11 protein-coding genes are annotated in these 9,011 nt (G+C 66.9%); all 11 read left to right on the top strand.

Features of this window, described 5'->3' with window-relative positions:
• Positions 1 to 24 precede the first annotated feature (24 nt).
• A complete protein-coding gene (locus tag A5727_RS25705) occupies positions 25 to 951 on the top strand; it encodes a spirocyclase AveC family protein (protein WP_082950043.1) in 927 nt (308 codons plus the stop codon).
• A gap of 17 nt (positions 952 to 968) precedes the next feature.
• Positions 969 to 1,121 carry a DUF7156 family protein gene (locus tag A5727_RS27955; protein ID WP_197507758.1) on the top strand — a complete coding sequence of 51 codons (153 nt, stop codon included), beginning with the start codon at positions 969 to 971 and terminating at the stop codon, positions 1,119 to 1,121.
• Between the two features lie 78 nt (positions 1,122 to 1,199).
• Positions 1,200 to 2,396, top strand: a complete 1,197-nt coding sequence (locus tag A5727_RS25710) for a cytochrome P450 (protein ID WP_068257355.1) — start codon at positions 1,200 to 1,202, stop codon at positions 2,394 to 2,396.
• A gap of 11 nt (positions 2,397 to 2,407) precedes the next feature.
• Positions 2,408 to 2,776 carry a hypothetical protein gene (locus tag A5727_RS25715; protein WP_068257358.1) on the top strand — a complete coding sequence of 123 codons (369 nt, stop codon included), beginning with the start codon at positions 2,408 to 2,410 and terminating at the stop codon, positions 2,774 to 2,776.
• 172 nt (positions 2,777 to 2,948) lie between these two features.
• Entirely contained in the window at positions 2,949 to 3,677 is a 729-nt protein-coding gene (locus A5727_RS25720; protein WP_231992228.1) for a FadR/GntR family transcriptional regulator, read from the top strand.
• Positions 3,678 to 3,694: 17 nt separating this feature from the next.
• Positions 3,695 to 4,771, top strand: a complete 1,077-nt coding sequence (locus A5727_RS25725) for an ATP-dependent DNA ligase (protein ID WP_068257364.1) — start codon at positions 3,695 to 3,697, stop codon at positions 4,769 to 4,771.
• A gap of 33 nt (positions 4,772 to 4,804) precedes the next feature.
• Positions 4,805 to 5,440 (top strand): MBL fold metallo-hydrolase, encoded by a 636-nt coding sequence (locus tag A5727_RS25730; protein ID WP_068257392.1) that lies wholly within the window; start codon positions 4,805 to 4,807, stop codon positions 5,438 to 5,440.
• Positions 5,441 to 5,450: 10 nt separating this feature from the next.
• The gene (gene gluQRS, locus A5727_RS25735; protein ID WP_068257367.1) at positions 5,451 to 6,338 is read left to right on the top strand and encodes a tRNA glutamyl-Q(34) synthetase GluQRS; all 888 of its coding nucleotides are present in this window, start codon (positions 5,451 to 5,453) and stop codon (positions 6,336 to 6,338) included.
• 64 nt (positions 6,339 to 6,402) lie between these two features.
• Positions 6,403 to 7,854 carry an ABC transporter permease subunit gene (locus A5727_RS27230; RefSeq protein ID WP_082950044.1) on the top strand — a complete coding sequence of 484 codons (1,452 nt, stop codon included), beginning with the start codon at positions 6,403 to 6,405 and terminating at the stop codon, positions 7,852 to 7,854.
• Positions 7,851 to 8,618: an amino acid ABC transporter ATP-binding protein gene (locus A5727_RS25745; protein ID WP_068257371.1), complete on the top strand. Its 768-nt coding sequence runs from the start codon at positions 7,851 to 7,853 to the stop codon at positions 8,616 to 8,618. Before A5727_RS27230 ends, A5727_RS25745 begins: the two co-directional genes overlap by 4 nt.
• Positions 8,619 to 8,786: 168 nt before the next feature.
• On the top strand, positions 8,787 to 9,011 hold a 225-nt coding region (locus tag A5727_RS25750), incomplete at its 3' end, for a DUF222 domain-containing protein (protein WP_353612288.1).

The raw sequence follows: 9,011 nt of genomic DNA on the forward strand, positions 1-9,011 counted from the left end.
CTATATTAAGGATCGGACGCCAGCATGGACGCACTGCTCGCGAGCGCGGAACTGACCCCGCCTGCGCTGATGGATCCCGGCGGCACCTGGGTCTTCAACGTCGCGGTTCCCATCGTCGGCGGCACGCTGATACTCCTGGCGGTCCTCGACGTCATTCGGCGGCGCCGCTTCACCTGGGGATTCCTCTTCCTGTTCTGCAGCCTCTCCATCTACTGGATGGAGACCGTCGGCGACTGGGCTCAGCACCTGATCTACAGTCCCGCCTTCGCGCAGCACCACATGCTCGAATGGCTTCCCGTCAAGACCCCGAACGACCCACTGTTCATGCCGTTCGCGTACGCGGTCTACTGGGGCGTGCACGCGCTGCTGATCCTGTGGCTCAGCCAGTGGCTGGCCACGAAGACCGGCTGGAGCATGCTGAAATCGCTTCTGGTGCTGGCGATTCCCGTGAACTACGTCTGGGACTTCGTGGTCGAGGGGGCGGCGACCGCGATGGGGTGGTGGACGTATGACCCCGGGATCGGCCCGGTGTTGGAGTGGCCGAGCGGAGGTCGGATCACTCTGCTGTGGACGATCGGGTTGATGTGCGTCTGGCCGAACCTGATCGCCTACTGGGCCGGCAAGCCACCGATCCGCGGCCTCAATCACCTCGAACGCTTCTGCGGTCTCAAGCGATTCACCGTCCCGAAAGGGTCCGCCGGATACGGGGTTTCCGATCCCAGCGGCACCCGCGAATCGGGCAGCGTCGCGACCGCGACGCGCGTGAGATCCAAGCAGCAGGAGTTCGACGACCACCTCAACTACGAGGTCACCATTCCGCGCTGGCGGTTCGAGCTGATGCGCCTGGGCGCCTGGTTCGTGGGATTTCAGGTCAGTGCCGTCCTGCTGCTCGGCGTCCCGCTGCTGCTGATGCGGACACTGACCGGCTTCGCCAGCCCCTACATTCCCTGATCGGAAGGACCGCGACCATGAAGGACCTGCCCGCGGAGTTCTTTCTGCCTCCCGAGAGCGACCGCGACCTGTGGCGCGAAACGGCTCGGCTGCTGGCCGGCAGCATCGCCTTCATGCTGGCCTTGGCCGTGCTTGTCCTCAACACCCGCGGGATTGTGGTGCGGCTCTGAGAATCCGGCCACCAAGCACCACCGGCCTCGTTAACCTGGTCAGCGATCTGCGTTTCGGCGACAGGAGGCAGAGCAACGATGAGCACACCGGCGAAGTGTCCGATCGTCGACTACGAGTTCGCCCGTGGCCCAGACCCTGCGGGCACCAACTTCCTCCGGCTCGACGAACTGCAGCGCCAGCACCGGCCCTTCTTCCGCACCGAGGAGGCGCAGGGCTACTGGGTGTTCACCGATCACGACGCCATCCGGGAGGGACTGCAGCATCCGGAGCTGTTCTCGAACTCCGTCATGGTGCCGACGGAGCCGAATCCGCCGTACAAGTGGATCCCGATCATGTTGGATCCGCCGGAGCACGGGAAGTGGCGGCACGTGCTCGGCCTCTACTTCTCGCCGAAGCGGGTCAAGGAGATGGAGAGCGCCCATCGCAGGTTCGCGGTCGACCTGATCGAGGGCTTCCGCTCGAAGGGGTCCTGCGACTTCTACGCCGACTTCGCGGCCATCTTCCCCACCACGATCTTCCTGCAGATCATGGGCATGCCCGTCGAGAAACTCGATGAGTTCATGGCGTGGGAGGACAAGATCCTGCACGCCACCGAAGAGCGGGATCCTGACGGGTCGCTGGCGCTGAACGCCATGATGGAGGTCGTGGGCTACTTCAGTGAGCTCATCGGCGAACGGCGGGCCGATCCGTCCAAGCGTGGCGACGACATCGTCAGCCATGCCCTGGAGTGGCGCATCGATGGCGAACCGCCCGCCGACCAGGATCTGTTGTCCTGCATGCTGTTGCTGTTCATGGCCGGTCTGGACACGGTCGCGTCGCAGCTGAGCTATTCATTCCACCACCTGGCCACCCATCCCGAGCATCGCCGGGAACTGGTCGCCGACCCGGGTATCGCCGCACGTGCGGTCGAGGAGTTGATGCGGGCCTACCCGATCGTGCAGACGGCGCGGATCGCGACGGCGGACGTCGACTTCCACGGCTGCCCGGTGCGCAAGGGGGACCTCGTCGCCTTCCCGTTGGGGATGGCCAACCGTGACCCGAATGAACACTCGCGCGGCGGGACGGTCAGTTTCACCACCGGTGCGCCGCGCCACATCAGTTTCGGCGCGGGCCCCCACCGCTGCCTGGGTTCCCATCTGGCTCGTCAGGAGATGACGGTCGTGCTGCAGGAATGGCATCGACTGATCCCCGACTACCACATTCCGGACCCCTCCGAGGTGGTCGAGCACTCCGGCGGCGTGTACGGAATCGAACGACTTCCGTTGGCGTGGTAGACGAGTCGCGCATGAACTCCAGCCGTTCATGGCTTCGCTGGATTGTCGGCGGCAGCCGCATCCTCCTCGGCTTCGTGCTGCTGCTGAATCCGCGGTATGCCGCCAGGACCTGGCTGGGACCCGACGGCGCGAGCCCCGGAGTGGCGCTGTTGTTCCGCAGCATCGGGGCCCGCGACGTCGCCCTGGGTGCGGGTCTGTTGACCGCGCCGCCCGGGGACACCGCGTGGGCCCGCGCCGGCACCGTCGCCGACGTCGGCGACGCGGGCGCCTCCCTGCTCAATCTGAGGTCGGTCCCCGCCCGCCGGGTGCTTCCCGGCGCGGCGCTCGCCGCCGTCTTCGCGGTGGCGGGCGCGGTGCTGTCGGTGCGCGTGGGTCGCTGACCGGGCCACTCCGCGCTCCCTCACGTTGCTAAACTCGGTACCTGCCCTGCCCGGTGAGCCTGCCGAACCCCGAAACGCCGCCGCCGATGCAGAGAGGAACTCGGAGGTCGACGCAGTGGCCCGCGGTCCACACACCAACACGCCCATCGACCGATCTCCGAATGTTGAGCCGGTGCGCACACCGAAGACGGCCGAGATCGTCGCCCAGTCGCTGCGCCGGCAGATCGTCACCGGCGAACTCAAGGACGGCGACTATCTGCCCAACGAGCCCGAGTTGATGAATCAGTTCGGCGTGAGCCGCCCCTCACTGCGCGAGGGCATTCGGGTGCTCGAATCCGAACGCCTCGTGGAGGTGCGACGCGGCTCCCGGACGGGGCCCCGGGTGCGGGTGCCGGGCCCGGAGATCGTTGCCCGGCCTGCCGCTCTGCTTCTCGAGTTGTCCGGCGCGACGGTGGCCGACGTGATGGTCGCGCGCACGGCCATCGAACCGCTGTCGGCCAGAATCCTGGCCGAACGGGGCACTGAATCGGCCTATGCCGAGCTGGAAGCCATCCTCGACGAGGAGATCCCGCCCGCCTGGAAATCCGGACACCTCGCCGAAGTCTCCGCCAGATTCCACCGTCGTCTGGTCGAGTTGTCCGGCAATGCCGCGCTGAGCATCGTCGCCGGAATGCTGCACGAGTTGGCCGAACGCCACACCGCGGCGGCGATCAAGCGCAGACGCACGGTGTCGGAGGCGGATTACCTGATGATGACGCGGTCCTACCGACGGCTGATCGGTCTGCTGCGCGCCGGTGAGGGCGACAAGGCGGAAGCTCATTGGCGCCGCCACATGGAGCGAACCCGCGAACTTGCGCCCCGCGGACTGGCGAACGAGAAGGTCCGCGACATCACGGACTGACCCGCCACAATGGGGCGATGGACCTTCCCGTCGGACCCCCGGTGTCGCCGATGCTGGCCAAGTCCGTCGACGCCATCCCGCCCGGTGCGTCCTACGAACCGAAATGGGACGGGTTCCGGACGATTGTGTTCCGCGACGGCGATGAGGTCGAACTCGGCAGCCGCAACGAGCGGCCGATGACGCGCTATTTCCCCGAGATCGTCGCGGCGGCCATCACCGAACTCCCGCCCCGATGCGTTGTCGACGGCGAGATCGTGATCGCGACCGCCGCTCGCCTGGACTTCGAGGCGCTGCAGCTTCGTCTGCATCCGGCTTCCAGTAGGGTCCGGATGCTGGCCGAACAGACACCGGCGCAGTTCATCGCATTCGACCTGCTCGCCCTGGGGGACGCCGACCTGACCGGCCTGCCCTTCGCGGAGCGTCGCACAGCCCTCGAGAGCGCGCTGGCCGGCGCCGGACCGACGTTCCACGTCACACCCGCAACGACGGATCTCGCGCTGGCACGACGCTGGTTCGACGAGTTCGAGGGCGCCGGCCTCGACGGCGTGATCGCCAAACCACTGGAGCTGACCTACCAACCCGACAAGCGCGTGATGTTCAAGGTCAAGCACCGGCGCACCGCCGACTGTGTGGTGGCCGGATATCGCCTGCACAAGTCTGGCGCCGACGCCGTGGGCTCACTGCTGTTGGGCCTCTACGACGAGGACGGTTCGTTGGCGTCCGTCGGCGTGATCGGCGCGTTCCCGATGGCGACCAGGCGTGCCCTGTTCACCGAATTGCAGCCGCTGGTCATGACTTTCGACGGCCACCCGTGGAATTGGGCGGCGCACATGGCCGACCGCGACATCACCAAACGCTACGAGGGTGGGTCGCGGTGGAACGCGGGCAAGGATCTGTCGTTCGTGCCCCTGCGCCCCGAGCGCGTGGTCGAGGTGCGCTACGACCACATGGAGGGCCGGCGGTTCCGGCACACCGCGCAGTTCAACCGGTGGCGACCCGATCGCGATCCGGCGTCGTGCACCTACGCGCAGTTGGAGCAACCCGCGACGTTCGATCTCAGTGAGATTGTGCCGGGCCTCAGACGCACGCCTTGACCTCAACAATGGTTGATGTTCCACCCTGGGATGATGAGACAGCTCCGCAGTGACCTCTGGGAAACCCGCACCGACAGCCCGTTTCCGGGCCTGACCACCCACGGCTACGTCTGGACCGGCCGCGCCGGCGGCAATGTGCTGTTCTACTCGACGGCCACCGACGCCGACTTCGACGCGATCGACGAGCTGGGCGGGCTCACGGATCAGTACCTGTCCCACCGTGACGAGGCGGGCCCGATGCTCAAGCAGATCTCGGCGCGGTTCGGCGCCCGCCTGCACGCTCCTCTGGGGGAGCGCGCCGAGATCGAAGTGCACGCGCCGGTCGACACAGCTGTGGGCACTCGACACGTCGACGACCTGGGCATCGAGGTCATTCCCACCCCCGGCCACTCACCGGCCAGCACGTGTTACCTGGTGACCGCTGTCGACGGCACGCGGTACCTGTTCACGGGCGACACTCTCATCCGCGGCGACGACGGGCGCTGGTTCGCCGGTTTCATCCCGCCCATCAGCCAGGCGGCTCCACTGGCCGAGAGCCTGCGGCTGCTCGCGACGCTCACCCCCGACGTGGTGATCTCCAGCGCCTTCAGGGGCGACTCCGGCGTGCACGAGATCGAGGCCGGGACGTGGACCACCTGTGTGCAGGAGGCTCTGGCGGGTATCGGCTAGATTGCCGAACATGACCCGCCCGCCCGGCGCGGGCCGGTTCGCGCCCAGCCCGTCAGCCGACCTGCACATCGGCAACCTGCGCACCGCGCTGCTGGCGTGGCTGTTCGCCCGTTCGACCGGACGCCGCTTCCTTATCCGCGTCGAGGATCTCGACGACCGGACGTTCAACGATGTCGCGGCACGGCAGCTGCACGACCTGGCCGCCATCGGTGTGACCGCGGACGAGGAACCCGAGTATCAGACGGGCCACACCGCACGCTACGACGCCGTCATCGACTCCCTGACGGGGCGCGGCCTGGTCTACGAATGCTTCTGCAGCAGAAAGGACATCCTGTCGGCGCCGCGTGCCCCGCATGCGCCCGAGGGCGCCTACCCCGGCACCTGCCGCAACCTGACCGCCGCCGAACGCGCCGACCGCCGGGCCGCCGGGCGTCCTCCCGCACTGCGGTTGCGCTCCGACGTCTCCGAGTTCACCGTGTCCGACGTGCTGCACGGCAGTTACACCGGAGTCGTCGACGATCTGGTGTTGCGCCGCGGCGACGGCGTGCCGGCCTACAACCTCGCCGTCGTCGTCGATGACGCGGCGCAGGGCGTGGATCAGGTGGTCCGCGGCGATGACCTGCTGCCGTCGTCACCACGGCAGGCGTACCTCGCCACCCTGCTGGGCCACCCGGTGCCCGAGTATGCGCACGTGCCCCTCGTCCTCAATGAGGAGGGCAAGCGATTGGCCAAACGTGATGGCGCGGTGACGCTTTCCGAGATCGGAGTCGATCAGGCGCTGGCGCAGATCGCGGCCTCACTGGGGTTCACCGGAGCCACCGCCGAGGAGATGCTCGGCGAGTTCGAGCCCACCCGCCTACCCCGCGAACCCTGGATCTACCACCCGGGCGGGCGATGAGCGCTTTCAAGGAATCCTGAGCAGAACCCTGTAAGTCCCCCGCCACAGTTGTTACGTTCCGCCGGTGAGCCATTACCTGCGAAGAGCGCTGCTGCCGCTCATCGTGCTCGTCGCGCTGACCGCGACGGCCTGCGGATCGGCGCCCACGGACACGGGCGGCGGTGTCCTGCGAGTGGGCACCGAGGGGGTCTACGCGCCGTTCAGTTACCACGATCCGGCCACCAATGAACTGACCGGATACGACATCGACGTGGCCCGCGCGGTCGGCGAGAAGCTCGGTCGGCCCGTCGAGTTCGTCGAGACGCCGTGGGACTCGATCTTCGCGGCGTTGGAGGCCAACCGCTTCGACGTGGTGGCCAATCAGGTCACCATCACCCCCGAACGACAGGCGAAATACGATCTCTCCGAGCCCTATTCGGTCGGTGAGGGCGTCATCGTCACGCGGGCCGACGACGACTCCATCACCTCGCTGGATGACCTCAGGGGCAGGGTTGCGGCCGAAACCGCCACCAGCAACTGGTCCGAGGTCGCCCGCAAGGCCGGGGCCCGGGTCGAGGCCGTCGAGGGCTTCACCCAGGCGATCAAGCTGCTCAACCAGGGTCGCGTCGACGCCACCATCAATGACAGCATCGCGGTGTACGCCTACCTGGCCGAGACCGGGGACACCTCGGTGAAGATCGCCGCCACCACCGGCGAGAAGAGTGAGCAGGGATTCGCCGCCCGCAAGGACAGCGGCCTGCTGAGCGATCTCGACAGGGCACTGGAGGACCTGCGCGCTGACGGCACACTCACCGCGATCTCCCAGAAGTATCTGAAGGCCGACGCCTCGGGCACCGACGCGAAGCCGCAATCGCGCTCGGCGTGGGCGCTCATCGGTGACAACCTGTGGCCGCTGGCCAAGGCCGCGATCACCAAGACCATTCCGCTGACCATCATCAGCTTCATCATCGGACTGGTGATCGCCCTCGTGGTCGCCCTGGCCCGACTCTCCCCCGACCGGATCCTCAGTTCCGCGGCGCGGTTCTACATCTCGATCATCCGAGGGACCCCACTGCTGGTGCAGCTGTTCATCGTCTTCTACGCCCTGCCCGAGTTGGGTGTGAAGATCGACCCGTTCCCCGCGGCGGTGATCGCGTTCAGTCTCAACGTCGGCGGCTATGCGGCCGAGATCATCCGGTCGGCCATCCTGAGCATCCCCAAGGGGCAGTGGGAGGCCGCCGAGACGATCGGCTTCAACTACGTTGGGGCACTGCGTCGGATCATCCTGCCGCAGGCCGCCCGGGTCGCGGTGCCACCGCTGTCGAACACACTGATCTCGCTGGTCAAGGACACGTCGCTGGCATCCACGATCCTGGTCACCGAGCTGCTGCGGACGGCGCAGATCGCCGCGGCGCCGACCTTCGAGTTCTTCGCGCTGTATGGCACGGCCGCGGTGTACTACTGGGTCATCTGCCTGGTCCTGTCGTTCAGCCAGGGCCGCGTCGAACGCCGGCTGGAAAGGTATGTCGCCCGATGACAGAAGAGCAGATCGAATACCGTGTCACCGCCGAGGGCGTGAAGAAGTCTTTCGGCGACAACCAGGTGCTCAAGGGCGTCTCGTTCACAGTGGAGCAGGGCACCGCGACGACGATCATCGGCCCCTCGGGTTCCGGCAAGACCACACTGTTGCGCACCCTCAACGCGCTGGACCGGGCCGACGCCGGTGTGATCCGAGTCGACGACGTCGAACTCGACTTCTCGAAGCCGCAGCCCAAATCCGAGGTGCGCAGGTTCCAGTCGCGCAGCGGCTTCGTGTTCCAGTCGCACAACCTCTTTCCGCACAAGACGGTCCTGGAGAACGTCACGGAGGGACCGCTCATCGTGCAGAAGCGGCCCAAGGACGTCGTCATCGCCGAGGCGGTCGAACTCCTCGACCAGGTCGGACTCGCGGCCAAGAGGGACCAGTACCCGTATCAGCTGTCCGGCGGGCAGCAGCAGCGCGTCGGCATCGCGCGGGCCCTGGCGCTCAAACCCAGACTCGTGCTGTTCGACGAGCCGACCTCGGCATTGGACCCCGAGTTGGTCGGCGAAGTGCTCTCCGTCATCAAGGATCTGGCGGTGCAGGGCTGGACGCTGGTGATCGTCACCCACGAAATCCAGTTCGCCAAACAGGTCTCCAATCAGGTGCTGTTCACCGATCAGGGCATCATCTTGGAACGGGGCACGCCCGAGGAGGTCATCGCCGACCCGAAGGAGGAGCGCACTCGGCAGTTCCTGCAGCGGATTCTCAATCCGCTCTGATCCGGTTGGGGCGCCCTCGTTCTGAGGTGTTCGTTCGGCTGTTCGGGTGCAACTGCCGCGCCACGCTGCAGTCCGGAGCCTGGGGCCGTTATCCACAGTTGAGACTTCATCCACAGATTGGCGGCCTGGTGATGGTCCAGGGGTCACCCCGGGACAACAATCGAACGTATGTGCGATTCGGGGTTTGATCCGGGTGATGACGCGGCTGTCGTCTCCGCGATCAGCGGTTTCGCACGGGCGGAGGCGGCTGCCGCTGCGGGTCGGTTGGCCGCGATCCATGCGCTGATGGAACTGCGGGTCACCGATGAGGACGAATGCGCCCGGTGGGCCTGCGACACCTGGGACGCCTGCGCGGCCGAAATCGGCGCCGCGCTGAGCATCAGCAGCCGCAGA

Source organism: Mycobacterium sp. ACS4331, from assembly GCF_001667265.1.
Classification (GTDB): domain Bacteria; phylum Actinomycetota; class Actinomycetes; order Mycobacteriales; family Mycobacteriaceae; genus Mycobacterium.